Source organism: Flavobacteriales bacterium (assembly GCA_016779935.1).
Classification (GTDB): domain Bacteria; phylum Bacteroidota; class Bacteroidia; order Flavobacteriales; family UBA7312.
In genome coordinates this window covers 1-25,485 of sequence record JADHMQ010000001.1, presented here as the reverse complement: position 1 = coordinate 25,485, position 25,485 = coordinate 1, and the positions used below count along the sequence as shown (strand labels likewise).

The window sequence follows — 25,485 nt, the reverse complement described above, 5'->3', positions numbered from 1 at the left end:
ATTGTTATTTCAAATATATGCCGGATTTTGTAAAAATCCAAATTATAAAAACTTAAATTTGCGCTCTTCCCATAAATCGAAGGTAAATTAATGCAATCCAATAGGAAAAAAAACAACCAACAAGAATTCATTCACGTAAAGGGTGCAAAAATGCACAACCTTAAAGATTTGAATATTAGTATTCCTAAGAAAAAACTGATTGTTATCACGGGAGTTTCAGGCTCTGGAAAATCGTCTTTAGCCTTTGACACACTCTTTGCTGAAGGTCAAAGAAGATATATAGAAAGTCTATCCTCCTACGCTAGGCAGTTTCTTGGTAAGCTTCAAAAACCAGATGTTGAACGAATTGATGGACTTTCACCTGCTATTGCCATAGAGCAAAAAGTAAATACACAAAATCCTCGTTCTACAGTTGGGACATCTACAGAAATTTATGAATACCTAAAACTTTTATTTTCAAGAATAGGTAAAACCATTTCCCCTATCTCCAACAAAGAAGTTAAAAAACACCAAGTTAGTGACGTCATTGATTATATAAGGGAACAAAATGAAGGACATCGCATAATGGTTCTTTCAAAAGTTGAATTAAATTCACCTATAGAAAACACCTTAAATAAGATTCTACTCAAAGGCTTTACAAGAGTTAAAATCAATAACGATGTTGTAAGAATTGATGAGTTAACAGATTTTAGTTCATTCAGCAAAGAAGACAATATTTGGATAGTCGTAGATAGGCTAACCACTAACCATGATAGTGACAACCTCAGCCGTTTGGCAGATAGTGTGGAAATTGCTTTTTATGAAGGAGAAGGAAGATGTACCTTAGATTTTGGTAAAGACGAACTCATTCATTTTTCAAATCTTTTCGAATTAGACGGATTGGTTTTCGACTTCCCAACCGAACATTTATTTAGTTTCAACAATCCATTTGGGGCATGTAAAATGTGTGAAGGTTTTGGATCGGTATTAGGAATTGACGAAGAAAAAGTAGTACCTAATAAATCTCTATCAGTATATGATGGGGCCATAAACTGTTGGAAAGGGGAAAAATTAGGAAGATGGCGTGAACGCTTTATACTTAATTCAGCCGAACATGATTTCCCTGTACACCGCCCATACATTGAGTTATCAGAAGAAGAAAAGAAACTTTTATGGAATGGCGCTAAAGGAGTGAAAGGTATCCGTCAGTTTTTTCAACTTTTAGAAAGGGAAAATTACAAGGTTCAAAACCGAGTGATGTTAGCTAGATTTAGAGGTAAAAATAAATGTACTGAATGTGATGGCTCTCGTCTAAAAAAAGAAGCACTTTTCGTTCAAGTTGGTGGGAAAACAATTAATGATATTGTCCATTTACCTCTGAAAAAAGTGTTAACTCTTGTTGACGGCTTAAAACTGAATGAAAAAGAGTTAAAAATATCAGAAAGAATACTCAAAGAAATTAAAAATCGTCTTAATTTTCTAGTAGATGTAGGTTTAGGTTACTTAACCTTAAATCGTTTATCCTCTACCCTTTCTGGCGGAGAATCTCAGCGAATTAACCTAGCTACCTCACTTGCTAGTAGTTTAGTAGGATCGATGTACATTCTCGATGAACCAAGTATAGGTCTTCACTCCAAGGACACGCAAAAACTTATTAAAATTCTACAATCCTTAAAAGAACTTGGCAACACAGTTATCGTTGTTGAACACGATGAAGAAATAATGATGGCTGCTGATGAAATTATTGATATTGGACCATATGCTGGAAAAAACGGTGGAACTGTTGTTTTTCAAGGGAAATTAAAGGAAATAGAGTCTAGTGAAAACAGTCTTACGGCTCAATACTTATCTCAAAAGAAGAGCATAGAAACACCTAAAATCAGAAGAAAAGTAAACAAGTCTATTCAAATAAAAGGGGCTAGAGAAAATAATTTAAAAAATATCGATGTCACTTTTCCACTAGAGACATTAACCGTTGTTACTGGAGTTAGTGGTTCAGGAAAAAGTTCTCTAGTAAAACAGATACTATTTCCAGCAGTTCAAAAAACAATACAAGGCTACTGCTCAAAATTAGGGGCTCACGATAATATTGAAGGCGATTACAATAGTATTCAACACATTGAATACATCAATCAAAACCCTATAGGACGTTCATCGCGCTCAAACCCCGCCACATACCTAAAAGTGTATGATGACATCAGAACTCTTTTTTCTAGACAAGAATTAGCAAAAGCAAGAGGATATAAAAGCGGACAGTTTTCATTTAACATTCCTGGAGGAAGATGTGAACATTGCGAAGGTGAAGGCGAAATAAAAATTGAAATGCAATTCATGGCGGATGTCTATCTTAAATGCGATAATTGTAATGGTAAACGCTTCAAAAAGGAAACTTTAGATATCAAGTTTTCTAATCAAAATATTTCCGATATCCTAAATATGACCATTGACGAAGCCATTGACTTTTTTAAAGAAAATGATACATCAAAAATCGTTGAAAAATTATCTCCACTACAAAAGGTAGGCTTAGGCTATGTTCAATTAGGTCAATCATCCAATACGCTTAGCGGTGGAGAAGCACAAAGAATTAAACTTGCTTTTTTCCTAAGCAAAGGCAATAAATCAGAAAAGACACTATTTATTTTTGATGAACCAACTACAGGCTTACATTTTCACGATATCAATAAACTATTAAATTCGTTTTATGCTCTAATTGATAATGGACACTCCATCGTTTGTGTAGAACATAATTCAGATGTCATAAAATGTGCCGATTGGATTATTGATTTAGGTCCTGAAGGTGGAGATGACGGTGGCCAATTGATGTTTCAAGGAAAGCCTGAAGACATTTTGAAGAATAAAAAATCACATACAGCTGAACACCTACTGCAAAAATTAGGCTCTTGACTCCAAATAAGATTGTAAAATAATAGTGGCACTTACCTTATCCACAAGAGCTTTATCTCTTCTCGTTTTCTTCTTTAGTCCCGCATCAATCATAGTCTGAAAAGCTATTTTAGAACTAAAGCGTTCATCAACTCTTACAATATTAATATCGGGAAAAGTTTTTGAAAGTCTTTTGACAAAAGGCTCTATAAAGCGAGCGCTTTCTGATGGAGAATTATCTAAATTTTTAGCCTCTCCAATGACAAAACACTCCACCTCTTCAGCTTTGAGGTAGTCCTCCAAAAATGATAAAACATCCTTTGAATGGACCGTTGTCAATCCAGAAGCAATAATCTGCTCATTATCAGTCACGGCTATCCCTACTCGCTTTTGACCATAATCTATTGCTAACAACCTTGACATGATGCGAAAATAAAGCATTTAACTATCTTTGCTGCATGAATAACGAACAAAAAATAATTATTGAACAAGCTTGGGAAGATCGTAATCTACTAAGCGACAATAACACTCAAGAAGCTATACGCTCTATAATTGAAGATCTCGATAAGGGAAAAATTCGAGTCTCCGAAAAAATAAAAGATAAATGGCAGGTAAACGAGTGGGTAAAAAAAGCCGTTATCCTATACTTTCCTATTCAGAAAATGGAAACCCTAGAAGCGGGACCACTGGAGTTTCATGATAAAATGAAACTAAAAACTAACTACAGCAAACTGGGTGTTAGAGTTGTCCCTCACGCAGTAGCAAGATATGGCGCCTATTTAGCAAAGGGAGTTATTATGATGCCGTCATACGTTAATATTGGTGCATATGTTGACTCAGGGACTATGATAGATACATGGGCAACAGTCGGATCATGTGCCCAAATCGGTAAAAATGTACACATTAGTGGTGGTGTAGGAATTGGAGGCGTATTAGAGCCTTTACAAGCTTCACCAGTTATTATTGAAGATGGTGCCTTTGTTGGCTCAAGATGTATTGTAGTAGAAGGCGTTAAAGTCGAAGAAGAAGCTGTTCTTGGAGCAAATGTTGTTCTTACTGCATCAACTAAAATATTTGATGTTACAGGAAAAGAACCTAGAGAATATAAAGGGAGAATACCTAAACGATCTGTCGTAATACCAGGAACATACAATAAAACATTTGGTGCTGGAGATTATGGAGTATCCTGTGCATTAATTATTGGACAAAGAAAAGAAAGCACCGATAAAAAAACCTCTCTTAACGATGCCCTCAGAGAATATAATGTAGCTGTATAATGAAAATTGGTTTTGATGCTAAAAGAGCTTTCTTTAACAATACAGGTCTCGGAAATTATTCCAGAGACACTATTCGTATTTTAGGAAAGTATTTTAATCAAAACGAATACCACCTTTATACCCCGCAGAATATTCATAACAATCGACTTGATTTTCTTAATAATCAATCACAATACCACATACACGAACCCCATACTTTTCTTTCTAAAACATTTAAATCCTTTTGGAGAACATTTACTTTAAAATATGATTTAGAAAAAGATGACATAACACTTTTTCATGGATTAAGCCACGAAATTCCGTTAGGAATCCACAACACAAATATTAAGTCAATCGTAAGTATACATGATTTGATAGCTATTAGGTTTCCACAATATTTCAAACGTTTTGATAGAATATCATACATCAACAAAAGCAGATATGCTTGTCAGCATGCCGATAAAATAATAGCAGTAAGTCAACAAACTAAAGAAGATATTGTTCGATTTTTTGAAATTGATGAAAAGAAAATTGATGTTGTATATCAAGGGTGCAATACTATTTTTCAAAGTCAATTACCAAACAGCTATAAAGATGAAGTGGTTACTAAACATCAATTGGCCGCAAAATACCTTTTATACGTTGGTACTATTGAAGATCGTAAAAACCTCTTAACTATTCTCAAATGCTTAAAAGAACTTCCAAATTACAATTTAGTAGTTATTGGTTCTGGTGGAAAGTACAAGCAAAAATGTTTAAGCTATATCAAAAAACATAATCTAGCAAGTCAAGTCACTTTTTTAAGTAAGTTAGATTTAAAGGAAATGGCAGCTATTTACCAGAAAGCTGAACTATTAATTTACCCTTCCTTTTTTGAAGGCTTTGGCATTCCAATACTTGAAGCATTATTTTCAGAAGTGCCAGTAATCACAACATTAGGCGGTTGTTTTTCAGAAGCAGGAGGGCCAAGCACAGCATACATAAACCCTTCCAACATCAAAGAAATGAAAAGTGAAATAGTAGATATTTGCTCAAATCCTACACGACGTAAAAAGATGATTGAAGAAGGGAAAAATCATGCTCAAAAATTTACGGATGATAAAATTGCAGAACAGTTAATGAAAGTATACCAAAGTATATAATGAAGGAAGACTTAACAAAATGCTTAACAGTTTTACAGAATGGAGGGCTTATTTTATACCCTACCGATACTGTATGGGGAATTGGATGTGATGCCACAAATTCTGATGCCATAAAAAAAATATATGATTTGAAAGGTAGGATAACTTCTAAAGCCTTAATAACTCTAGTATCTTCTGAAGTGATGTTAGAACGAACTGTTGTAGATATTCCTAGTATAGCGTGGGATTTGATAGATGCGGCTACAAGTCCACTAACTATTATCTACGACAAGGTTAAAGGAATTTCAGATGCCGCTATTGCTGAAGATGGCACGTGTGGTATTCGTCTTACCGATGATTCATTTTGTAAACAACTCATTCAGCGCTTTGGAAAACCAATAATTTCTACTTCAGCAAATCAGAGTGGACAGCCTACGCCTATGACATTTTCAGAGATTGACGAACATATTTTGAAAGGAGTGGATTTCGTAGTAAATTTCCGACAAAATGAGAACAACAAAAAAACAGCATCTAACATCATAAAACTCCAAAACAATGGAGCAATCAAAATCATCAGATAAGTGAATCTCAAAAAACATTTAAATAATAAAATCTTCAAGATAGTTTCTCAAGCTGCAGACGAATTGGGCTATGAAACATATGTAATTGGAGGGTATGTTAGAGATTTACTACTTAAATCTAACGAACCTAAAGATATTGATTTTGTATGTGTAGGAAGTGGAATAGAGTTGGCTCAAAAAGTAAAAACAATCTTAGATGTCGAAAGCAAAGTTCAGGTCTTTAAAAACTTTGGTACGGCTATGCTAAAACACAATGATTTAGAATTAGAGTTTGTTGGAGCTAGAAAAGAATCGTACCGAACAGACTCAAGAAAACCCATTGTAGAAAATGGAACTCTAGAAGATGACCAAAACAGAAGAGACTTTAGCATTAACGCACTAGCAATTCAACTAAATGCCTCTCATTTTGGCGAGCTTATTGACCCTTTTGATGGATTGAAGGATTTAGAAAATAAAATAATAAGAACACCGCTAGAGCCTAATAAAACCTATTCTGACGATCCATTACGAATGATGAGGGCCATACGTTTTTCGTGCCAGTTAAATTTCACCATTGAAGAAGGATCTCTAGAGGCAATTAAAGGAAATGCCCATCGACTTAGCATTATCTCCCAAGAGAGAATTACCGATGAACTCAACAAAATCATTCTGTCAAAAAAGCCATCCATCGGATTTAAATTATTATTTAATACACAACTACTCCATCAATTTTTCCCAAAGATGGTAGAGCTTCATGGTGTAGAGGTTATTGATAACAAAGGACATAAGGATAATTTTTACCATACTCTAAAAGTACTAGATAACATCAGTCTAGAATCCGACAGTTTATGGATTCGGTGGGCAGCTATATTACACGATATTGCCAAACCTGACACCAAACGGTTTGAAGAAAATCATGGCTGGACATTTCACGGTCATGAATTTTTAGGTTCTAAAATGGTTCCTAAAATATTTAAATCTCTGAAACTTCCTCTTAACGAAAAGATGAAATATGTACAGAAACTAGTTCGAGTTCATCTCAGGCCCATTGTTTTAGCTCAAGAAATTGTAAGTGATTCAGCAGTCCGACGTTTACTATTTGATGCAGGAGAAGACATTAACGACCTTATGGCTTTGTGCGATGCAGATATCACTTCAAAAAACCCTCAAAAAGTAAAACGATACCTAGAAAATTTTAAAATCGTAAGACAAAAAATTAAAGACGTAGAAGAGAGAGACCATATCAGAAATATGCAACCTCCTATCAGTGGTGAAGAAATCATTGAACTATTCGACTTAAAGCCTAGCCGAGAAATTGGACAATTAAAGTCTGCCATAAAAGAGGCAATTTTAGACGGCGAAATATCAAATAACAAAAAAGAAGCCCATACTTTTCTGATTAAGAAAGCAGCGGAAATGGGTATCAAAACAAAACGATAAAAAAAATGATTGTAAAACTGAGTATTATTTTGGACCATCAATCCGATGTATTTAGAGAAGTAAAAGTAGACTCATCTTCTTCCTTGCAAGAATTGCATGATTTTATTGTTCAAGTGTTTGAATTGAAAACAGATGAAATGGCAGCTTTTTACTTGACAAATGAAGATTGGGAACAAAACGAAGAAATTCCATTAATTGCCATGGATGCTAATTCTTCTATGGAGATGGGTAAGCTGTCCATAAGTGATATTTTCGCAGGGCACGATAGACTGTTATATGTTAACGACTTTTTAGTCATGTGGCGTTTCATGATTGAAGTTGTCGAAAAAGACGAGTCAAAGACAATTGACAAAGCAGAACTATTCCTCTCATTTGGAAAAATGCCTGAAGAAACTCCTCAGGTTCAATTTGTCTCAGAAAAAGACCCATATTCATCTGAAGAGGACATCTTTTATGAAGAACACGATGAGTTTAATGAGTTCGAGAGTTATGACGATTACTAAAACACTTAAAGTAATCTATGGACCCACAGCTGTAGGCAAAACTACTTATGCAATTAAACTAGCACAAGAACTAAATACTGAAATACTTTCCGCTGACTCTAGGCAGTTTTACAAAGAAATGAAAATAGGAACTGCAGTGCCTGAAAAAGAAGAGCTAGAGTCGGTAAAACATCATTTTATTCAACACAAAAGTATTCATGAGGACTATAATGTTGGCCTCTTTGAACGCGATGCTATCAATAAAATTGATGAACTATTTAAACGCTTCGATACATTAATTATGGTTGGTGGATCAGGTTTATATATGGATGGTGTGTGTAAAGGTTTGGACTCATTCCCTGAGATAACCCCGACACTGAGAGAAAACCTAAGACAAGATTATTTAAAAAATGGTCTAGAATGGTTACAAAATGAGGTTAAAATATTTGACCCCGAATACTTTAAGTCTGCTGATATTCACAATCATCAACGTCTTCTAAGGTGCTTGGAAGTTTGTAGACAGAGTGGCCAAAGTTATAGCAGTTTTAAAAAGGCTCAAAAAAATATACGCCCATTTGAAGTAGAATACTATTCTATAAAAATGGATAGAGAGACATTGTACAACAGAATTAATAAACGTGTTGATATAATGATGGACAAAGGACTACTAAGTGAAGTTGAGAGTCTAAAGAATTTCCAACATCTCAATGCTCTTAAAACGGTTGGCTATAAAGAACTGTTCTCGCACCTCAATAATGAACTTACTCTTAAGCAAGCCGTAGATCAAATCAAACAAAATACTAGAAGATATGCCAAAAGACAATTGACTTGGCTAAATCGATATCCAATTAAATGGGTAGAAAGTTAATGGAAGACTGATAATGAACCTTTTATCTTATCGTGTCCATTATTCAGTAAGATTGAATAAAAATAAACTCCTTCTTTTACAATATTTCCAGATTCATTTTTACCATCCCATGGATTTTTATAACCCAATGATTGGAATACTTTTGCTCCCCAACGGTTGTAGATAATAACTTCTGAATTCTCGTACAAAAAGGAAGAATTAATATTCCAGGTATCATTTACCAAATCGCCATTTGGACTAAAGGCATTAAACAAACAGCTGTCCAAAAGAACAGGTACTTCAAGCTCATCAGAAAATTCACACCCATTATTATCGGTTACTTCTACTTTATACACTTGTGGACTTAAATTTTCTATAGTAGATGTTGTTTCGCCATTACTCCATAAATATTCATACGGCGGCGTGCCACCACTGATATCTGCATCTAATGATGCAAAACCTTCTTCAAAGCAATCTACTTCTTCAACCATTCCAGAAGCCATTTCTTCAATCGTTAAGTCGAAAAAGAAGGAACAGTTAGACCTATCTAAAATATTACAGATATATTCTCCAGGGCACAAGCCACCAGAATAAATTGAATCGGTTTGACCATCTTGTAATACTCCGTCTTTCTCCCACGAATAACTAAAAGGGCGTAATCCACCACTTTCAACGACCATTGCCGATTCTTCTTGATCAATATAGCCTTGCATATCATCAATAGTAAAATCTAGTGTATCTGAGCAATTCACAGATTGTACCGCATCAAACACAATAACCGTATAGTCATCTGGACATAAGTAAAAAGAAGCGCATGAATCATTTGTAAAAGTAGTATCTGATTCAATAACAAAACCAAATGGCGCTAAACCACCTTGTATGCAAATTCTAAAGGAATCCTCTTGTGTAGCCGAAACAATATTTATAGGGTCTGCACCTTGCTCTACTTCAATAGGAGTGTCATTTCCAGCTGTAAAAACACAACCGTAAGAATCTTGCAAAGAAACCGTATAATACCCTGCCTGAACATCCGATATTGTGTAATTTGTCTGTGAAGAATTCTGAAAAAAATCGGCTGAAAAATTTCCTAGAGCATCAATATTACCTAAACTATAGGGTGGTGTTCCTCCAGAAATGTTGGTAATAGAAATTTCACCTGATGGCTCACAAGATTCTGGACCAACGGTAGTGTATGAAAATGATAGTGGATTTGGGTCATAAAACGAAAATGACTCTTGGAGGGTATCGTTTAAAGCTGTAACAACTGTCAACTCATAATCACCTGCATAAATCAAGGAATCAAGAGTAAATATTCCGGGTGCTTGGCTATTCAAAGGAGAGTAAACCCCTTGCTCAAAGAGTTGATTATTTTTTAAAAGAGTAACTGTGTAAGGTGTATCCGCAGGTGTTATGGTTATCGTAAAATAGGTGTATAATCCTTCACACTTGAATGTATCAGTGCTAGAAATCAAATTTCCTTGATTGAAGTTCAAGTTCATTGTAGAAGTCTGTGCAAATACGACATTCGTACAGATTATAGTAAGTAGTATGACAACTAGTTTTTTCATATCGAGCAAAGATAATCTTTTTTCTATTGATTTTCTAAATGGTATAAGGTCAAAGCCGAAATAGGTTTTTCAATTATAGATTCAACATTTATTCCATGTTTAAAACAGCAGTCTTTGAGCTCAGCACTATAGTAATATGCAATAGAGCCACACATGTGAATATTCATTATGTTTTGAGGTAATAAATACACCCTTATCCATTCGTCAAAAACATTAGAAATAATAGTTGCAATTTGCGGATGCTTCCTATAGGGGAAAAGTATTTTACAAAATGACGCTAGAAAACGGTTAGGAAAAGAATGCGCATACAATTCAGCTAGTAAAGTGTCTTTGTTAAGGTTAATTTCTTCCTCTAAGTCGGCATCTAAAGAATCGGTCAAATACAATTTCAAAAATTGCTTACCTATATGATTACCACTCCCTTCATCACCAAGTAAATAACCAAGACTAGTAATAACAGGCTCAATATTTTTCCCATCAAAGTAAGCCACATTAGAACCAGTCCCTAAAATGCCAACTACTCCACTTTTGTTGTGAAGTAAAGCATGAGCAACTGCCAAGACATCTGATTTTATAGCAATGACAGCATTTGTAAATACAGTATTCAAAACAGTTTTTAAGGAATTCGCTTTTTCAACATTTCCACAACCAGCACCATAGAAAAACACCTGTTTTACAGAATGAAAGTCAATATTAAGCTGACGAACAGTCTCAACAATAACTTCGGTACTGACTACAAATGGATTTAAGCCAATGGATTCAAATTGACTGATGTTTTCACCATCAATTAAACGCCAATCAGTTTTACTACTTCCACTATCAGCTATCAGAATCATAAGTACGTTTTACTTCATGCGTTTCACCTTCATGTGCTAATAGGGTGTTTGGAAAGACCGACTGCGCCTCATCTTGTAAGGGTGTTAAATCAAAATACCTCTGGGAATAATGTCCAATAATCAAACGCTTCACATTAGCTTTTTTGGCAATAGTGGCTGCTTCTTTGGCCGTTGAATGCATGGTTTGCTTTGCCCTTTCTTTTAATTCGTCTAAGAAGGTAGCTTCATGATATAAGATGTCAACACCTTCAATTTGCGGTATGATTGATTCGTTATACATAGTATCGCTACAAAATGCAAAGGAACGTGGGTTTTGTGCCGAACGTGTCAGCTCAAGATGTGGAATAAGTTCTCCATCTTTAGACAAATAGCCTCCGCCCTCTTTGATGTCAGGCACAGCTTCGAGTGGTATATCAAACTCTTCAATTTTTTCTTTACGCATACGTCTAGGCTTTGGTTTTTCTTTGAAAAGAAAGCCACAGCAAGGCAAGGAATGTTTTAAAGGAATAGTCTGTACAGTCACATCATTATTCTCCAATAAAAGTTCGGGGCTATCGAAACCAAATTCATGAAAAAATAATGGAAAACAAAGTGTTGTTTTTGAAGCCTCGAGTTGAATGTAAATAATCTCCTTCAGCTCGGCCGGACCATAAACGTGTAATTCCTTTTCTCTACCTAGTAAATGCATGGTAGAAATGAAGCCAATAAGTCCGAAATAATGGTCACCATGAAGGTGGGAAATAAAAACGTGGTGGATGTTTTGCATCCTGATTTTATACTTCCGTAATTGCAGTTGGGTGCCCTCTCCACAGTCAATCAAAAAGAAACGCCCAGCTACATTCAATAGCTGAGCGGTAGGCTTTCTTTGATTTGTTGGTACTGCCGAATTACACCCTAATATGGTTAAATCAAAAGGCATTAAAAATCTTGAATTATCATCTTTTTAGTAAGTACGTCTTGCCCGTTTCTTATGCTGTAAAAATACATTCCCGCTTCATAGGAAGAAGCAACTACTTCAATTGTATTTAATCCGACAACAGCATTGATAGTTTCTTTGTGAACGACCTTACCCATAAGGTCAACAACTAAAAACTCATAATTAGAATAATCCTTAGAATAAAGCTCTATAGTTGTTGTATTAGAAAATGGGTTAGGTGCATTCTGTGATAAGGTAAATGTAGTGTTTTCACCTTCTTCCAAAGAAGCTGATGATTGAACAATTAACTTATACCCATCTATTTTTTCATAATCTCCTAAAGACTCAAATAAAGAAAGTGTTCCAAATAAGGGGATACTAATCCAACCATCTATATTTAAAACAATATCATGCTGTCCCACTTCATCAGCAGTGGGTGTCCCGTAAAGCGTAACACATGCCACTGTATTTCCTTCAAAAATAGAGTCTTGGTTAGATAAATAAGCAGACATTGATTCTGGTAAGCCTTCTATACTTATCAGCTTAATGATATCTATATTCAGAGGTGCCAAGTTTACAAAGGGTACATCATCAACATAAAATGGATCTCCCATTACTTCACCAACAGTGTTAGGTGTTTTAATTTGAATATGCTCTTCATAATATACCTCTTTAACAGCTAAAGGGAGGTTTTGAGTGGTATCTGGCCACAAACCATACGTTGAATCTTGTAAGTTTGCTTGCGGCTCACAAGGGTTTTGCTGTGCTAATGCAGAAAAGCCGAAAACTAATGAGATTGTTAAGAGTAAAATATTTTTCATAAATATGGATTTTAGATGTTAAGTTTTCTTTCAATGTCTTCCATTTCTATGATATCAAATGCCTCCTGAATACTAGCAACAATCATAAACTCTTCCTGAGGGGGTTGATTTGAAATCATTACAAAAGAATTGTCTTTGACAATATTTTTACCAATTGTAGTAAACTTTGATAAATGTGAAGAATTCAGCTCAGAAATATCGTGCAAGTCTAAAATCAAATGCTTTGCATTACCATTAAATAATGATACTAAAAAGGATAAATCGTCGCTATTTTCAGATAATTTGACTATCAAACAGTCGTGTTCTATTCGTTGAGAGTGCATGTTCTACTTTTTTATAGAATTAGCTAATAAATACAATACAGCCATTCGAATAGCTACCCCATTTTCTACTTGTTGTAAAATTATGGACTGCTTGGAATCGGCAACATCAGAAGTAATTTCTACGCCTCTATTTATTGGACCAGGGTGCATGACTGTAATTTGCTTAGAAATTGAATCTAAGCGTTCTTTATTTAAGCCATACATCATAGAATACTCTTTCTTGGAAGGAAAGAATTTAGTGTCTTGGCGTTCAAGCTGGATACGTAACATATTGGCTACATCACACCATTCCAAGGCCTTCATTAAGTCTGGCTCGTACACAACCCCTAAAGATTCTATATATTTTGGCATTAGTGTAGATGGACCACAAACTTTGACTTCAGCTCCTAATTTTTGAAGGCAAAAAATATTTGATAAAGCTACTCTTGAATGAAGGATATCACCAACAATAACAATTTTTTTACCCTTTACAGAGCCTAACTTTTCTCTTATAGAATAAGCGTCTAATAATGCTTGTGTAGGATGTTCATGAGCACCGTCACCAGCATTCACTATAGGTACATCAATATGATTCGATAAGAAAGTCGCTGCTCCAGCATCTGGGTGACGCATGACAAGCATATCCACTTTCATTGCTAAAATATTATTGACTGTATCAACTAGTGTTTCACCCTTTTTAACCGATGAGGAGGATGCTGAAAAATTTAATGTATCGGCTGATAATCGTTTTTCTGCCAATTCAAATGACAGCTTGGTTCGAGTGGAATTTTCAAAGAATAAATTCGCTACCGTTATGTCACGTAATGAAGGAACTTTTCTAATGGGTCGATTTATAACTTCTTTGAAGTTGTCGGCAGTGTTAAATATAAGTTCAATATCTTCTTTTTGAAGATTTTTAATTCCTAATAGGTGTTTAACACTTAGCGTACTCATTAACTTTTCAAAATTACACGTTCGTTATCTTCTCCCCATTCAACGGTTACTCTTTCATCGGCTACCACATCAATAGTGTGTCCCACATAATTAGGTTGTATTGGTACATGTCTGCTAAGTCTACGGTCAATTAACACCATTAGCTCAACAGATAGTGGGCGACCATAATCGTGTAGTGCATCTAAAGCTGCTCTTACAGATCGTCCTGTATAAAGGACATCATCAATCAAGACAATCTTTTTACCTTCTATTGATGCGCTTAAAGATGTGCTATTGGCTACTAGTGGGTCTTCTCGTCTTCTAAAGTCATCTCTGTAAAAGGTAATATCCAAACTACCAACTTCAAAATAATAATTTGGAAAACTACTTTGCAAGGATTCTTTTATGCGCTGACACAAATGAATACCTCTAGGTTGTAAACCAATAAGTACAGTATTAGAAAAGTCGTTGTGATTCTCAACTAGCTGATGGCACAATCTATTGATTATGATTTGTAGTTGTTGATGATCGAGTATGCTTTTGGGCTTGCTCATTTCAAAAAGCAAATATAAATTAAAAAATCGTACTGAATAAAAAAAAGACCTTATGAAACATAAGGCCTTTTTTATTTTTATGAAAATTTGAAAATTACTTCCCTTTATTTTCTTTTTTGTCCATGCTTTCTTTCAAAGCAATTAGCTCATCCATATCTCCAAGAGTACTCTTTTGTTGAGATTTCTGAACATTTTGAACTTTTTTCTTAGTGCTTTTCACTTCTTCCATCTGTACTTCTTTGAAAATTACGGTGTGAGACACAATAATTTTTTGTGAATCTTTAGAGAATTCAAGCACACGGAAGTTCAACTTATCACCTACTTCAACTTTGCTGTCATCTTCTTTCACAAGATGTCTTTTAGGAGCAAATGCTTCTACACCGTGAGTAAGAATAATTGTAGCACCATTTTTAGTAAGGTCTTTAACTTCTCCTTCGAGGTCTTTACCTTCTCCGAAAATAGTTTCGTAGCCATCCCATGGGTTATCTAGCAATTGCTTAACACCTAAGCTCAGCTTTCTAGATTCCATATCGATTTCTAATACCTTAGCATCTATCTTCTCGCCTACTTTAGTAAACTCAGATGGGTGCTTAATTTTCTTATCCCAAGAAAGGTCAGAAATGTGAATCAATCCATCAACACCTTCTTCAAGTTCAACAAAGATGCCGAAGTTAGTGAAGTTACGTACAATAACGTTTTGATTACTTCCTACAGGGAATTTAGACATAATTTCTGTCCATGGATCTGGAAGCAATTGCTTCATACCTAATGACATTTTTCTATCTTCTCTGTCAAGTGTTAATACTTGAGCTTCAATTTCTTGTCCTATTTTTAAGAAGTCACTAGCACTTCTTAGGTGAGTAGACCATGACATTTCTGAAACGTGAACCAATGCCTCGATACCTGGTTGAACCTCAACAAAAGCACCGTAGTCAGCAACAACAACCACTTTTCCATTGATTTTGTCACCAATAGAAATTTTCTCATCAAGAGCATCCCAAGGGTGTGATGTAAGTTGTTTTAGTCCTAATTGAATTCTTCTCTTGTCATCATCAAATTCTAAGATTACAACATTGATTGTAGAGTCGAGTTCAACGATTTCATCTGGATGGTTAACTCTTCCCCAAGATAGGTCAGTAATGTGGATTAATCCGTCAATACCACCTAAGTCAACAAAGACTCCGTAAGATGTAATGTTTTTAACAGTACCCTCAAGAATCTGTCCAACTTCTAGTTTAGACATAATTTCTTTCTTCTGCTCTTCAAGGTCAGCCTCGATAAGAGCTTTGTGAGATACTACTACATTACGGAATTCGTGGTTAATTTTCACCACTTTAAACTCCATTTTCTTTCCAACGTAATCGTCATAATCACGGATAGGCTTAATATCAATTTGAGAACCTGGTAAGAATGCTTCTAATCCTAGAACCTCAACAATCATACCACCTTTTGTTCTACACTTAATAAGACCTTCAAGAACGATATCTTTGTCGTGAGCTTCGTTCACTTTTTCCCATGAACGGAATACTCTTGCTTTCTTGTGAGAAAGAATTAGTTGACCTTTTTTGTCTTCCTTCTTCTCAACAAGTACTTCAACAGAATCACCAATTTTCAGGTCTTCATTGTATCTAAATTCATTTCTAGAAATGATACCATCAGATTTGTAATTGATGTTTACAATAACTTCTCTATCAGTAATAGATACTACTGAGCCGTCTAATACTTGTTCAGTGTCAATAGTGCTAAGAGCCGATTCGTAGTCCTTCTCTAAATCACTTCTCTCATCATTGGTGTACTCTTCAGTACCCATTTCATAAACTTCCCAATCGAAGTCTTTATCTTCTTCAGCAGAAGTCATACGTTCAACTTCTTTAGCCTCTTCTACTGTTTCTTCTTCAGTAGCTTTAGACTCTTCAGCTACTACTTCTTCAGTAACAACTTTCTCAGCGGCAGGTGTTTCTTCAACAGCAGCTTCTTCTTTAGCTGGTGCTTCCTGAACAACTTCTTCAGTCGTCTTTACCTCTTCAGTGACTTTTACTTCTTCGGCTGGTTTTACTTTCTCTGATTTTTTGGCTGCAGTTTTTTTAGCAGTAGTTTTTTTAGGAGCAGCGGCTTTATTAGTCGTTTTTTCTGCTTCTGTTTTTTTCTCTTCTGACATAATGTAATGTCTCAGTTTGTATTTCACTGTAGTTGTTTGAGGTTAGCGAACAAATACGTGAAAGTGTATTAGTTTAGTTTTTATCCTTTATCCTCAATTATTCGCAAAAGGTTTGCAAATGTATAAAAATATACTGTTCGAACTGCTTTTTTTCTTGATTAGCTTATCGAGAGAATAAAATACTATTTAAAGCTGCTGAGAAAAGACTAATTCATCATTAATAGACAAAGAAGGTTTACTAGAGAATAAAGCATAAATTGAAGACCCACTACCACTCATTGAAGCATATAAGGCTCCAGCCTCAGAAAGGGTGTTTTTTATGGCTAGTAATTTAGGATGATGAGCAAAAATACTTTCTTCGAAGTCATTTTTAAGTCTCCAATCCGATATGGGCTTTTGAATTTCATTCACCAAAGAAAAGTCAGATGGCTTTGGCGTAACACCAGAAAAAGCTTCAGAAGTAGATACAAAAACATCGGCCTTAACGACTACTAAAAAATGCCCTTTTAAGTCAAGATGAACTGGCTTTAGCTCCTCGCCTACACCACTGGCAAAAGAAGGCGTATTTTCAATGAAAAATGGACAGTCAGCACCCAAACGTAGAGCATAAGACTTTAAGTCATGCTTTGAAATTCCTAGATCGAACAGCTGATTAAGTCCCATAAGGGTAAAAGCAGCATCCGAAGACCCCCCTCCTAAACCTGCTCCAGTTGGAATATTTTTATGAAGATGAATAAATACATCAGGAATGTCAAAATCGGCTTTCAATAATTTTAAGGCTTTTTCACACAGATTCTCACCACCCTCTACGGTAATACCAGTACAATTAAAACCAGGAGAAGACGAAGGTATTATTTCCAAAACATCCTTCCAACCAATAGGATAGAAAATAGTTTCTAAATTATGATAGCCATCTTCTCGTTTTGATAAGATATTTAGCCCTATATTTATTTTCGCGTTTGGAAAAAATAACACTGTTGAAAAATTTAATTGTCAAAAGACAAAAGTAATCACATAAATTTTTCTAAACTTGAAATTCTTTTTATTTATTTTAAAATTCGAAATTTACTCGATTAATGACAGATATAGAATACCTAGATTTTGAAAAACCTATTGAGGATTTAATGCACAATCTCAAACAAGCCGAGCAATTGGGCAGAGAGGGCATTGAAATAAACCAAACCGTTACCGACCTCAAAAAGAAACTAGAAGAGAAAAAGAAGGAAATATATTCTGACCTTTCAGCATGGCAAAGGGTACAGATATCACGCCACCCTCAACGTCCGTATACCCTAGAGTATATTGAAGCCATTACCGATGACTTTATTGAGCTACACGGCGATAGGTCAGTGAAAGATGACAAGGCTATGATAGGCGGTTGGGCAAAGATTGATGGAAAAACCTTTATGATTATTGGTCAGCAAAAAGGAAAAAATACCAAGATGCGACAGTATAGAAACTTTGGGATGGCGAATCCCGAAGGCTACAGAAAAGCATTGAGGCTAATGAAAATGGCCGAAAAATTCAATAGACCGGTCATTTCCTTTATTGATACGCCTGGCGCATACCCAGGTTTAGAAGCAGAGGAAAGAGGGCAAGGCGAGGCTATTGCCAGAAACTTAATTGAAATGATTCAGTTAAAAGTGCCTATTATCTGCATTATAATTGGCGAAGGTGCTTCTGGTGGTGCTTTAGGCATTGGAATTGGCGATAAGGTAATGATGCTCGAAAACACTTGGTATTCGGTGATATCACCTGAATCCTGTTCCTCTATTTTATGGAGAAGTTGGGATTATAAAGAACAAGCCGCAGATGCTTTGAAGCTGACTTCACACGATATGCTGAAAAACGGTCTAATTGACGGAATTATAAACGAACCTCTTGGAGGTGCTCACAGAGATAGCAACTTCATGAGTAGGGAAATTAAAAAATCTATTCTTGAACTAACAACACAGTTAGAAACTAAAACTGCTGAACAGCGTGTTAATGAACGAATAGATAAATTTGGAAACATGGGAGTGTTTAAGGAGTAGTGATAGATTATGGAAAAGAAGAAAGCAAAAATAAGTAAACCAGTATTAAGTTCCCCTGACGGAAAATTACCCCCTCAGGCCATTGAGTTAGAACAAGCCGTTCTAGGAGCCTTAATGATTGATAATGACGCTTTATCCAATTCCATTGAGTTGCTAAAACCTGAAAGTTTTTACCAAACAGAACACCAAAAAATCTTTTCAGCAATTGAAGATTTATTTAACAACACTCAACCCGTTGATATCCTAACTGTCACCAATTTACTAAAACAAAAAGGCGATTTAAAAGACGTCGGCGGTGCCGCTTTTGTCTCTAAGTTGACTGAGCGTGTGGCATCAGCAGCCAATATTGAAACACACGCCAGAATTATTGCTCAAAAATTTATTCAACGTGAACTCATTCGAATTTCATCAAGCACCATTAGAGACGCCTATGACGATACTACGGATGTCTTTGATTTATTAAATGCTGCCGAACAAGGTTTATTCGAAATTTCTGAAGGAAACATCCGTAAGAATTACGATAAGATGAGTACACTAATTCGTCAGGCTCTAGAGCAAATTGAAGAAATTAAAAATAAGGAAGACGGACTGAGTGGTATTCCATCAGGCTTTTCTGATCTTGATAGAGTAACTTCCGGATGGCAAAAATCCGACTTAGTCATTCTGGCGGCTCGTCCAGGTATGGGTAAAACTGCTTTTGTACTGTCAATGGCTCGTAACACTGCCGTACAATTCAATAAGCCCGTAGCGGTATTCTCTTTGGAGATGTCATCCGTACAGTTGGTTAACCGTCTTATTTCTAGCGAATCAGGAATTCCAGCCGAAAAGTTAAGAAAAGGTAACCTCGAAGACCACGAATGGATACAGCTAAACCAGCAAATATCTTCTTTGTCAGAAGCGCCATTATTTATTGACGACACCCCTGCCCTAACGGTCTTTGAACTTCGAGCCAAATGCCGAAGACTTGTAAGAAACAATGGTGTGGAAATGGTAATTATTGACTACTTACAACTTATGCATGCTGGAAATTCCAATAAGAGTGGAAACAGAGAGCAAGAGATTAGTACCATTTCTCGTTCCTTAAAAAGTATTGCTAAGGAATTAAATATCCCCATCATTGCCCTATCACAGTTGAGTAGAGCGGTGGAAACTAGAGGGGGCGATAAACGCCCTATGCTATCCGACCTTAGAGAGTCTGGAGCTATTGAGCAAGATGCCGATATTGTATGCTTCATTTACCGACCAGACTATTATGGCTTTACAGAATGGCCAGATACTTCACCAGGTCAAGACCCAGACTGCCAAGGACAAGGAGAAATCATTATTGCTAAGCACCGTAACGGTTCTTTGGAAAACATCAGACTGCGATTTATTTCTCACTTGGCTAAATTTACCGATTTGGATGCCTTCGGATTCAGTAATGATGATGTTATGCCATCTAGTATGAACAACGATGCTCCTTTTTAAGATGTACAAATACATTTTACTTATTCTTCTTGGCTTTAGTCAAATCAATGCTTTTGCTTCTTATTTACTTATTCCTATGGATGAGAGTCAGAGTAACCACCTCAAATCATACGGCATAGCCTATTGGGCACTGGAGCAAGAACAGACAGTCGATTGGCTACTCAACTACAGAGGGGGTAGCTTCCTCTTGAAATACCAAATAGCCATTGAAAGAGAATGTAAAATTAGAGGTGTTTCCTATGAAGTCATTGCCGATGTGCAATCCACCCAAATACTGAGAGGAATTGCCAGTCCAGAAGTTAATCAAGATGTGGTAAAGTTGGAAAAAGTGCCTAAAATAGCGGTCTACTCACCCAAAAGTAAATTGCCTTGGGACGATGCTGTGACACTGGCTCTAAGCTATGCCGAAATACCTTATGATATTGTCTACGATGAGGAAGTGATTGGAGGCTCTTTACCCCTATACGATTGGCTACACCTTCACCACGAGGATTTTACAGGACAGTATGGTAAATTTTATGCAGCCTATAAAAATGCCGAATGGTACAGAAAGCAAAAACAAGACTTTGAAAAATCAGCACAGACCATGGGGTTCCAAAAAGTATCACAAGCTAAGCTAGAAGTCGCATTAAAGATAAGAGAGTTTACTGCTGGTGGTGGCTTTCTCTTTGCCATGTGTTCGGCAACTGATACGTACGACATTGCTCTTGCTGCAAAAGACGTAGATATTTGCGAATATATGTTTGATGGCGATGGTGCCGACCCTCAAGCTCAAGAGAAATTGAACTATGACAACACCTTTGCTTTCAAAGACTTTTCTATTGAAAAAAATCCCAACACCTACGAATACTCTAGTATTGATGCCACACGATCACGACGGCTTAATCAGTCTTTAGACTTTTTTACACTTTTTGAATTCTCTGCCAAATGGGATCCCGTTCCTACAATGTTGTGCCAAAACCACGAGCAAGTGATTAAAGGCTTTATGGGGCAAACCACCGCTTTCAAAAAAGAATACATTAAATCCGATGTGCTGATAATGGGTGAAACAGCTTCTGTTAATGAAGCCAGATACATTCATGGTGAATTTGGTAAAGGTACTTGGACATTTTATGGTGGTCACGACCCTGAAGATTACCAACATAAAGTGGGTGACCCTAAAACGGAATTGGAGCTACACCCCAACTCACCCGGCTATCGCCTTATTCTAAACAATGTCCTCTTTCCTGCTGCTAAGAAAAAGAAGCAGAAGACTTGATAGACTCTTCTCAATAGTCACTGCGAGCTTACCGAGGAGTCTAATCATCACCATTAATGAAAGACTCTTCATTACATTCAGAGTGACTCTTTACCATAGTCATTCCGAGCTTGCCGAGGAGTCTAATCAATGACTAGAATCCATCACTAGCCTCCTCATTTAGGAAACGCCAATCGGGATTAAACTCATTTATTAAATCCAGTTTCTTTTGTCGCCGCCATCCTTTGATTTGTTTTTATCTATCAATAGCATCAATTGGACGAAAAAATATCTCGTAATAAACTAGATAATAACAATTATACCTCGATGTAAAACTGCACTTCCCTCCTACACCTTGCTGATGTTCAAGAAGTCTGCGGCTGATGTTATTCGTCATACCTGTATAGAGTACTGTCTTGTTTTTGTTTGTTAATATGTAGGTAAAGTAATTCTTCAAGATGTAGGGGTATTTATTGTCTATTCATTTGACTCTTTACCATAGTCACTCCGAGCTTGCCGAGGAGTCTAATCACCACTATTAAGAAAATTATCACAGCCTGATACGGAATACCTGGAGTCTGAGCTAATGCAAATTTACTTATGAATAGCAATAGTAATAACTTAATTATTTTTTTCATGTTAAAAGGGGCTTGATACTTACAAATTCTAGGATTAATTATCGCTCAATAAAAATTTCTACTCTTCTATTACTCATCAAAACAATATCATCGAATTTAGTAGTTGCTCCTCTAAAATCGTATGAAATTATTTCAGAACTTATACCATTATTAATTAAAAAATTAATAACTGTTTTTGCTCTATTTTTGGAAAGAGTTAAATTGTCATCGTCATACCCTCGTAAATCGGCATAACCAACGACTTTTATCGATTTAGCAGCTTTGTTTTTTAATGTCACTATCAAATCATCTAAATCTTGCTGAAAAATTTCGTAATAGTCAGTCTTATTTGTAGGGAATAATATAACTGTCTTTGAATCACTATTTATATCTAATGAATCTTCAGGAAAAAGAGTGGTTACATAAGCTTTTATTTCATCTCTTAATGGAGAGTTTTCATTTTCGTCAGGTGTGACAAACTGCCTAAATTCATTTGCTGCTGTATCTGCATCTTGCTCCATCAACAACAATAATTCCGCACGTAAATCATCAATATTATCATTACACTTTTTTAAGATACGCTTTAAATCATCATCCTTTTTCTTAAATGCATCAGGGCTGATGGAAAAACCCAATGTTGCACTATGTGCGTTTATATTGTATTGCTGTTGAGATATATTTTCATTTTCTATTAATCCAAGTTTATAATTGTACCCTAACCAAAAATGGCTAAACCGACCTAGCTTTCTTCTCAAGTTTAGCCCAAAATTTAGGTCAATATGTTCATTAGTATAATCTTCATTCTTTTTAAGATCAACAGTTAAATTGTTCATCTCCTGAAAACCTGACAATAGATAATTATAAGACGCACCAACTTTCAAGAATGGAGACCACTTTACTGTAGGCTTTAAAAATCGAAAGGTTAAACCTCCATCTAATGCTAGATAATCAAAGGAGTAATGTACGTAATAATCAAAATTTGACTCGGTATAATACGTCCTCAAGTCATAACGATTACTGGAAAGAGTGAGTAAATAGCCTAATCTATTAACTATTGGACCACCGCCACCTATAGCAATTCTATTACTAGAGATATTAGTCAAATCAGTATTCAAACTCTGCTCACCCTTAGAATCAATGAATTCTAGTTCAGGGTAGACTATCCCTAACTCAAAAAGAAGGTAGGAATCATCACCTTTATTCAAATCATCCTTGTTTTGGGAATATAAGATACCCCACAAGAACGAAAATACTATTATAAATAAAGCTTGTTTTTTCATAATCACGATCGTATACTCTCTAGCAAATCTTCTTTTTCAGCTAGAAAAATTCAGTGATGCGAAATTATATATTAACCTAGTGAATGATTATTTAGATAAAAAACATTTATCTAAATAATAAGGCGATTAAGTAAGGTGAAACCGATATTTATCCTAATATATGCTTGAATTAGTCGGAAACAATATCAACTATTTTTCAATTTCCATAATAACGAAAATTTAACATTAGTCGGTTGACTTGGGTAGTTAGGCATAAAATAGTGTGGTGAATTAGAAATTAATTCATTCAGGTTCAAAAATTGAATATTTATATTCATCGAATGAACTTGAAAAGTTATAAATGTAGAAATAAATGGTAAACCGCCAACTTCCTGATTGTTTTGTAATTGAAAAGAAGCTAAAGCTGGATTATAAAGCTTAGCAAAATAAGGCGTAAAATAGTTAACTCTAGCTCCTAATCTGAAATCTAATAAGTCTTCAAAAAATGTATTTTGAAACCAAAGAGAAAAGCTCGTATTAATATCAGGATACCTTAAAACCTCAGTATTGTTTGACCATTGATATTGAAAGCTATTTGAAGCATGTAAATTTAATAGCTTCCAGTCTAGTGAAACAACATTATTAAAATGAAGAATTGATGAGGTATATTGAGAATATGATGCATTCTCATTCAAATAAATATAGTTAGTATAATTATTCAAGGAAGTATGAAGTGTAAAATTTTTGGAACTTAATTGATAATTAAGCCTTTGTAGACTATTTTGATTAAAATCATTTTCATAAACAAAGTGGTTAGAATAAAATCTGTTGTAAAAAATAGGCACCCTAAGTCTTTGTATTTCAACACCTAAAAGGTGTTTTGATTGAAGAGTGCGAATTAATTTTGAAGCTAAAAATTCATATTGTGAAGACTCAAAATACTTAAACTCTGCAGCTAATCCATTAGCTGAATTATCATATGATAATTGTACCCCATTATCAAAATCCGTAGAGTCTATAAGATGAATAAAATTATGTCGTTTTTGTATAATATGAGATAAACAAAATTCAGAATATTTTAATCCAGTAACATTGGTAAATAATGAATATGATAATGAATCATTTGTAGAAATGGTATCAATGAAGTTATTTTGGTAAAAGGGTGTAGATATATTATTATCATTATAAATTCTATGAGTCTTGAGAATTGAGAATTCATTAACAACTGACCATTTGTCCGTAAAATTGAAATTCTGAGAAAAGGAATGAAATCTATTTTTTGAATAATTTTCTGCGGAAGCTAAATTAGTCAGATAAAGTAAAGGATCATCATAATCTTCAATATTATAATCAATTACTCCTCCATTCTCATCCATTCGAATTTTTTGATAAGATAAATTAGCGTCAAAGTTATAAGTAGATTTCTTATTATGAAATGAGATATTGGACTTTACATCATGAAACTTAAGAGCTTCTCTACTGAATACCCCTTCCTGAGAAAATTTTCTTATGTCTAAATTGTATGTTAAATAGTTTGTCAAAGACTGAGTATGCTCTACATCAATCCATTGTCCTTTGGTTGAAAACGATTGATACTGAAGTATAGTACTTCCAAGTTTAGAGGTGTCCAAAGTAAATGGGCTCTCCGTTGGGTTTAAAAAATCAATGAAATATAATTTATTGGGAAAAGAGACTGAGTCTCTCCATTGTGAATAAGAAAACAGGGGAAATATGAGAAAAATGAAAAGGGTCTTTTTCATAGGACAAATAACGTTCAAAAAAGGCTAAAAAAAAAGCCCCGAATCGAAAGAAACGGGGCTTGTAAAAGGTTGGCGGCGACATACTCTCCCAGGGATTAACCTAGTACCATCTGCGCTAGTGGGCTTAACTTCTCTGTTCGGAATGGGAAGAGGTGGAACACCACTGCAATAGCCACCATAAACTCAAAATAAGATTATGATATATTGTAAAAAAGAAAACAATTTAGTTAGAGTAAATCAACTACAAAAAGCTAAAGGGTAATTAGTATCACTCGGCTATGACATCTCTGCCTTTACACCTATGACCTATCAACGTTATCGTCTATAACGACCCTTAAAAGAAATCTAATCTTGAGATGAGTTTCGTGCTTAGATGCTTTCAGCGCTTATCTCATCCAGACATAGCTACTCTGCAATGCAACTGGCGTCACAACAGATACACTAGAGGTCTGTCCA

At 35.3% G+C, this 25,485-nt stretch carries 22 protein-coding genes, 2 rRNA genes and 1 pseudogene; 10 read left to right on the top strand and 15 right to left on the bottom strand.

Annotated features, from left to right (window positions below):
• Positions 1-90: 90 nt before the first annotated feature.
• Positions 91-2,883: an excinuclease ABC subunit UvrA gene (uvrA, locus tag ISP73_00125; GenBank protein ID MBL6656994.1), complete on the top strand. Its 2,793-nt coding sequence runs from the start codon at positions 91-93 to the stop codon at positions 2,881-2,883.
• Here uvrA and ruvX read toward each other — a convergent pair.
• Positions 2,872-3,285 (bottom strand): Holliday junction resolvase RuvX, encoded by a 414-nt coding sequence (gene ruvX / locus ISP73_00120; protein ID MBL6656993.1) that lies wholly within the window; start codon positions 3,283-3,285, stop codon positions 2,872-2,874. The genes uvrA and ruvX overlap by 12 nt on opposite strands.
• 35 nt (positions 3,286-3,320) lie before the next feature.
• Between ruvX and ISP73_00115 the strand changes: the two genes are divergently transcribed.
• Genes ISP73_00115 through miaA form a run of 6 tightly spaced genes read left to right on the top strand, consistent with a single transcriptional unit; the run spans position 3,321 to position 8,589 of the window.
• On the top strand, positions 3,321-4,139 hold the full coding sequence (locus ISP73_00115) for a 2,3,4,5-tetrahydropyridine-2,6-dicarboxylate N-succinyltransferase (GenBank protein MBL6656992.1): 819 nt from the start codon (positions 3,321-3,323) through the stop codon (positions 4,137-4,139).
• Positions 4,139-5,260, top strand: a complete 1,122-nt coding sequence (locus ISP73_00110) for a glycosyltransferase family 4 protein (GenBank protein MBL6656991.1) — start codon at positions 4,139-4,141, stop codon at positions 5,258-5,260. The genes ISP73_00115 and ISP73_00110 overlap by 1 nt, the downstream gene beginning before the upstream one ends.
• Complete coding sequence (locus ISP73_00105; GenBank protein ID MBL6656990.1) at positions 5,260-5,820, top strand: threonylcarbamoyl-AMP synthase; 561 nt, start codon at positions 5,260-5,262, stop codon at positions 5,818-5,820. Before ISP73_00110 ends, ISP73_00105 begins: the two co-directional genes overlap by 1 nt.
• The gene (locus ISP73_00100) at positions 5,821-7,239 is read left to right on the top strand and encodes an HD domain-containing protein (GenBank protein ID MBL6656989.1); all 1,419 of its coding nucleotides are present in this window, start codon (positions 5,821-5,823) and stop codon (positions 7,237-7,239) included.
• Between the two features lie 5 nt (positions 7,240-7,244).
• Positions 7,245-7,742: a hypothetical protein gene (locus tag ISP73_00095; GenBank protein MBL6656988.1), complete on the top strand. Its 498-nt coding sequence runs from the start codon at positions 7,245-7,247 to the stop codon at positions 7,740-7,742.
• The gene (gene miaA, locus ISP73_00090) at positions 7,729-8,589 is read left to right on the top strand and encodes a tRNA (adenosine(37)-N6)-dimethylallyltransferase MiaA (GenBank protein MBL6656987.1); all 861 of its coding nucleotides are present in this window, start codon (positions 7,729-7,731) and stop codon (positions 8,587-8,589) included. Before ISP73_00095 ends, miaA begins: the two co-directional genes overlap by 14 nt.
• On the opposite strand, the gene ISP73_00085 is transcribed toward miaA, so the two are convergent.
• The 9 genes from ISP73_00085 to ISP73_00045 all read right to left on the bottom strand — a co-directional run bounded on the left by ISP73_00085 (position 8,586) and on the right by ISP73_00045 (position 17,631).
• Complete coding sequence (locus ISP73_00085) at positions 8,586-10,136, bottom strand: gliding motility-associated C-terminal domain-containing protein (GenBank protein MBL6656986.1); 1,551 nt, start codon at positions 10,134-10,136, stop codon at positions 8,586-8,588. The genes miaA and ISP73_00085 overlap by 4 nt on opposite strands.
• A gap of 23 nt (positions 10,137-10,159) precedes the next feature.
• Complete coding sequence (locus ISP73_00080; protein MBL6656985.1) at positions 10,160-10,972, bottom strand: N-acetylglucosamine kinase; 813 nt, start codon at positions 10,970-10,972, stop codon at positions 10,160-10,162.
• On the bottom strand, positions 10,956-11,891 hold the full coding sequence (locus ISP73_00075; protein MBL6656984.1) for a ribonuclease Z: 936 nt from the start codon (positions 11,889-11,891) through the stop codon (positions 10,956-10,958). Before ISP73_00075 ends, ISP73_00080 begins: the two co-directional genes overlap by 17 nt.
• On the bottom strand, positions 11,891-12,709 hold the full coding sequence (locus ISP73_00070; protein ID MBL6656983.1) for a T9SS type A sorting domain-containing protein: 819 nt from the start codon (positions 12,707-12,709) through the stop codon (positions 11,891-11,893). The genes ISP73_00075 and ISP73_00070 overlap by 1 nt, the downstream gene beginning before the upstream one ends.
• Positions 12,710-12,720: 11 nt before the next feature.
• Positions 12,721-13,032 carry a hypothetical protein gene (locus ISP73_00065; GenBank protein ID MBL6656982.1) on the bottom strand — a complete coding sequence of 104 codons (312 nt, stop codon included), beginning with the start codon at positions 13,030-13,032 and terminating at the stop codon, positions 12,721-12,723.
• Between the two features lie 3 nt (positions 13,033-13,035).
• Positions 13,036-13,965, bottom strand: coding sequence for an aspartate carbamoyltransferase catalytic subunit (locus ISP73_00060; GenBank protein MBL6656981.1), 930 nt, complete (start codon positions 13,963-13,965; stop codon positions 13,036-13,038).
• A complete protein-coding gene (gene pyrR, locus ISP73_00055) occupies positions 13,965-14,498 on the bottom strand; it encodes a bifunctional pyr operon transcriptional regulator/uracil phosphoribosyltransferase PyrR (GenBank protein ID MBL6656980.1) in 534 nt (177 codons plus the stop codon). The genes ISP73_00060 and pyrR overlap by 1 nt, the downstream gene beginning before the upstream one ends.
• Positions 14,499-14,592: 94 nt before the next feature.
• A complete protein-coding gene (gene rpsA, locus ISP73_00050; GenBank protein ID MBL6656979.1) occupies positions 14,593-16,656 on the bottom strand; it encodes a 30S ribosomal protein S1 in 2,064 nt (687 codons plus the stop codon).
• Positions 16,657-16,842: 186 nt separating this feature from the next.
• Complete coding sequence (locus tag ISP73_00045) at positions 16,843-17,631, bottom strand: 4-(cytidine 5'-diphospho)-2-C-methyl-D-erythritol kinase (GenBank protein ID MBL6656978.1); 789 nt, start codon at positions 17,629-17,631, stop codon at positions 16,843-16,845.
• A 101-nt stretch (positions 17,632-17,732) separates the two neighbouring features.
• Between ISP73_00045 and ISP73_00040 the strand changes: the two genes are divergently transcribed.
• The 3 genes from ISP73_00040 to ISP73_00030 are packed head-to-tail and all read left to right on the top strand — an operon-like array spanning position 17,733 to position 21,414.
• Positions 17,733-18,689, top strand: a complete 957-nt coding sequence (locus ISP73_00040; protein ID MBL6656977.1) for an acetyl-CoA carboxylase carboxyltransferase subunit alpha — start codon at positions 17,733-17,735, stop codon at positions 18,687-18,689.
• A 9-nt stretch (positions 18,690-18,698) separates the two neighbouring features.
• Positions 18,699-20,156, top strand: a complete 1,458-nt coding sequence (gene dnaB / locus ISP73_00035; protein MBL6656976.1) for a replicative DNA helicase — start codon at positions 18,699-18,701, stop codon at positions 20,154-20,156.
• 1 nt (position 20,157) lies between these two features.
• On the top strand, positions 20,158-21,414 hold the full coding sequence (locus ISP73_00030) for an asparagine synthetase B (protein MBL6656975.1): 1,257 nt from the start codon (positions 20,158-20,160) through the stop codon (positions 21,412-21,414).
• Between the two features lie 133 nt (positions 21,415-21,547).
• Here the strand turns inward: ISP73_00030 and ISP73_00025 are convergent.
• The 5 genes and pseudogenes from ISP73_00025 to ISP73_00005 form a co-directional block, all read right to left on the bottom strand.
• Positions 21,548-21,853 (bottom strand): annotated as a pseudogene (locus tag ISP73_00025) (GIY-YIG nuclease family protein).
• Between the two features lie 216 nt (positions 21,854-22,069).
• Positions 22,070-23,290 (bottom strand): OmpA family protein, encoded by a 1,221-nt coding sequence (locus ISP73_00020; protein MBL6656974.1) that lies wholly within the window; start codon positions 23,288-23,290, stop codon positions 22,070-22,072.
• A gap of 185 nt (positions 23,291-23,475) precedes the next feature.
• Positions 23,476-25,029: a hypothetical protein gene (locus ISP73_00015; GenBank protein ID MBL6656973.1), complete on the bottom strand. Its 1,554-nt coding sequence runs from the start codon at positions 25,027-25,029 to the stop codon at positions 23,476-23,478.
• A gap of 67 nt (positions 25,030-25,096) precedes the next feature.
• Positions 25,097-25,209 (bottom strand): 5S ribosomal RNA (gene rrf / locus ISP73_00010).
• A gap of 62 nt (positions 25,210-25,271) precedes the next feature.
• A 23S ribosomal RNA gene (locus ISP73_00005) occupies positions 25,272-25,485 on the bottom strand; the annotation flags it as partial.

What these genes read in the sequence shown, in the direction of transcription:
- uvrA (MBL6656994.1), top strand. Translation starts at nt 91, where the DNA reads ATGCAATCCAATAGGAAAAAAAACAACCAACAAGAATTCATTCACGTA.
- ruvX (MBL6656993.1), bottom strand. Translation starts at nt 3,285, where the DNA reads ATGTCAAGGTTGTTAGCAATAGATTATGGTCAAAAGCGAGTAGGGATA.
- ISP73_00115 (MBL6656992.1), top strand. Translation starts at nt 3,321, where the DNA reads ATGAATAACGAACAAAAAATAATTATTGAACAAGCTTGGGAAGATCGT.
- ISP73_00110 (MBL6656991.1), top strand. Translation starts at nt 4,139, where the DNA reads ATGAAAATTGGTTTTGATGCTAAAAGAGCTTTCTTTAACAATACAGGT.
- ISP73_00105 (MBL6656990.1), top strand. Translation starts at nt 5,260, where the DNA reads ATGAAGGAAGACTTAACAAAATGCTTAACAGTTTTACAGAATGGAGGG.
- ISP73_00095 (MBL6656988.1), top strand. Translation starts at nt 7,245, where the DNA reads ATGATTGTAAAACTGAGTATTATTTTGGACCATCAATCCGATGTATTT.
- miaA (MBL6656987.1), top strand. Translation starts at nt 7,729, where the DNA reads ATGACGATTACTAAAACACTTAAAGTAATCTATGGACCCACAGCTGTA.
- ISP73_00085 (MBL6656986.1), bottom strand. Translation starts at nt 10,136, where the DNA reads ATGAAAAAACTAGTTGTCATACTACTTACTATAATCTGTACGAATGTC.
- ISP73_00080 (MBL6656985.1), bottom strand. Translation starts at nt 10,972, where the DNA reads ATGATTCTGATAGCTGATAGTGGAAGTAGTAAAACTGATTGGCGTTTA.
- ISP73_00075 (MBL6656984.1), bottom strand. Translation starts at nt 11,891, where the DNA reads ATGCCTTTTGATTTAACCATATTAGGGTGTAATTCGGCAGTACCAACA.
- ISP73_00070 (MBL6656983.1), bottom strand. Translation starts at nt 12,709, where the DNA reads ATGAAAAATATTTTACTCTTAACAATCTCATTAGTTTTCGGCTTTTCT.
- ISP73_00065 (MBL6656982.1), bottom strand. Translation starts at nt 13,032, where the DNA reads ATGCACTCTCAACGAATAGAACACGACTGTTTGATAGTCAAATTATCT.
- ISP73_00060 (MBL6656981.1), bottom strand. Translation starts at nt 13,965, where the DNA reads ATGAGTACGCTAAGTGTTAAACACCTATTAGGAATTAAAAATCTTCAA.
- pyrR (MBL6656980.1), bottom strand. Translation starts at nt 14,498, where the DNA reads ATGAGCAAGCCCAAAAGCATACTCGATCATCAACAACTACAAATCATA.
- rpsA (MBL6656979.1), bottom strand. Translation starts at nt 16,656, where the DNA reads ATGTCAGAAGAGAAAAAAACAGAAGCAGAAAAAACGACTAATAAAGCC.
- ISP73_00040 (MBL6656977.1), top strand. Translation starts at nt 17,733, where the DNA reads ATGACAGATATAGAATACCTAGATTTTGAAAAACCTATTGAGGATTTA.
- dnaB (MBL6656976.1), top strand. Translation starts at nt 18,699, where the DNA reads ATGGAAAAGAAGAAAGCAAAAATAAGTAAACCAGTATTAAGTTCCCCT.
- ISP73_00030 (MBL6656975.1), top strand. Translation starts at nt 20,158, where the DNA reads ATGTACAAATACATTTTACTTATTCTTCTTGGCTTTAGTCAAATCAAT.
- ISP73_00020 (MBL6656974.1), bottom strand. Translation starts at nt 23,290, where the DNA reads ATGAAAAAACAAGCTTTATTTATAATAGTATTTTCGTTCTTGTGGGGT.
- ISP73_00015 (MBL6656973.1), bottom strand. Translation starts at nt 25,029, where the DNA reads ATGAAAAAGACCCTTTTCATTTTTCTCATATTTCCCCTGTTTTCTTAT.